At 72.4% G+C, this 406-nt stretch carries 1 protein-coding gene; it reads left to right on the forward strand.

The window, feature by feature from the left end; translation table 11 throughout:
• A partial coding sequence (locus tag AB0C16_RS40775) for a ferric iron reductase (RefSeq protein ID WP_357691574.1) occupies positions 1 to 406 on the forward strand: 406 nt, incomplete at both ends.

Genomic DNA, 406 nt, shown 5'->3' on the forward strand with positions numbered 1-406 from the left:
CACCCCGCTGCTCGCCGCCGCCGTCGCCGACGAGTACCCGACCGGGCCCGCGCACATCTCCCGCCTCCTCGCCGCCGCGGGCCCGGGGACCGTCCTCGACTGGTGGGCGGCCTACCTCGACCTCCTAGTACCGCCCGTACTGGCCGCCTACTTCGACCACGGGCTGGTCCTCGAACCGCATCTGCAGAACGTGCTGATCTGCGTCGACGGCGACGGCATGCCCACCCAGGTCCTCTTCCGCGATCTGGAGGGCACCAAGCTCGTCCCCGAACGCCACGCCGGCACACTCGCCGCGCTGCCGCCCGACGTGGCCGGAGCGATGACGTACGACGCCCAGCGCGGCTGTGACCGCGTCGTCTACTGCCTGCTGGTCAACCACGTCGCCGAACTGCTCGCCGCCCTCGCC

It is taken from the genome of Nonomuraea sp. NPDC048916 (assembly GCF_040649575.1).
Classification (GTDB): domain Bacteria; phylum Actinomycetota; class Actinomycetes; order Streptosporangiales; family Streptosporangiaceae; genus Nonomuraea.